A 1,137-nucleotide genomic window follows, 5' to 3' on the forward strand; every position below is an offset into this window, starting at 1 on the left:
ACTCACTCTTTTCATCGCAATTTCTGAACACTACCTTGTTCATATTGGATTATTTCCTCAAAAGCGTATAACGCCGCGTTAAGGGGCGCAGGCACGCAATACAAAAGTGACCGCATAACACCTTAACCACTAAACCCGACGCAAATTGAAAATGCCACGCGTGCCAAGTCCCTCTTGAACGCCTTGTTATAAATACGGTTTCGATGAGGCCACCAAAAGCTCCGCAAAAGAAGACAAGTTTTCACCTTTACTACGCTGTAAATGATAAGCCTGAATACCACACGATTGAGCAGCAACTACATTTTCGACTTTGTCATCAATAAACATCGTCGAGCTAGGACTCAAAGAAAAAGAAGACAGAGCATGAACGTAGATATCTCGATTAGGCTTCTCACTACCTACGTATGACGAAATCATAACTTGTTCAAAGTACTGCCGAATACCTAAACTATCAAACGCCCAATCTAATGTTGCCGTCGCATTCGATAACACGAATAAGCGATACTTCTCTCGCAACTGCTCGAGAACTTCCACGGTTTCACTATATAACTGGTACTGATGCGTATCTAAGGCTACGTGGAATAATTGCTCTGCGAGCAAGTTATCACCATTTACAAAATTTGAAATTCTTAAGGAGCGCTCTTGAAGCCATAGCTTCTCGTCACTCCAGTCAACGATTTTGGACTTGGCAAAGAATTCTCGATCGAATATTTGCAAGTCCGCTAGAGCTCTATCAATTAGGGCAATATCATAACCTTTCGCGAGTAGAACCCGCTCAATAATCGACGAGCGGAACTCTTTGATGAACATAAGCACACCACCTGCGTCGAATATTATTGAATCTATATTTCCTTTCATTTTCGCTCAATCCATGAGTATTTATAACGCCGCGTTAAGGGGGGCAGGCACGCAATACAAAAGCTACCGCACAGTGCCGTAACCACCGAACTCAACGTAAACTGAAAATGCCACGCGTGCCAAATCCCACTTAAACGCCTTGTTATGCTTCTTGGATTCAAGTACGAAGTGCGACACCTCTGAACATAAAAACAGTGAGATACGATAATCACGAAGTTTGCTCCCGCCAAGAAGTAAAAAACATGAGATACACGCACCTCACTGAGAACGAAAGGTATA

The 1,137-nt window shown here is 42.9% G+C and carries 1 protein-coding gene; it reads right to left on the reverse strand.

Going from position 1 to position 1,137, the window contains the following annotated elements:
- Positions 1 to 186: 186 nt before the first annotated feature.
- Positions 187 to 858, reverse strand: coding sequence for an HAD family hydrolase (locus tag PQQ36_RS22460; protein WP_085761050.1), 672 nt, complete (start codon positions 856 to 858; stop codon positions 187 to 189).
- Positions 859 to 1,137: the final 279 nt, after the last annotated feature.

Source organism: Vibrio sp. CCUG 15886 (genome assembly GCF_028570825.1).
GTDB lineage: Bacteria > Pseudomonadota > Gammaproteobacteria > Enterobacterales > Vibrionaceae > Vibrio > Vibrio vulnificus_B.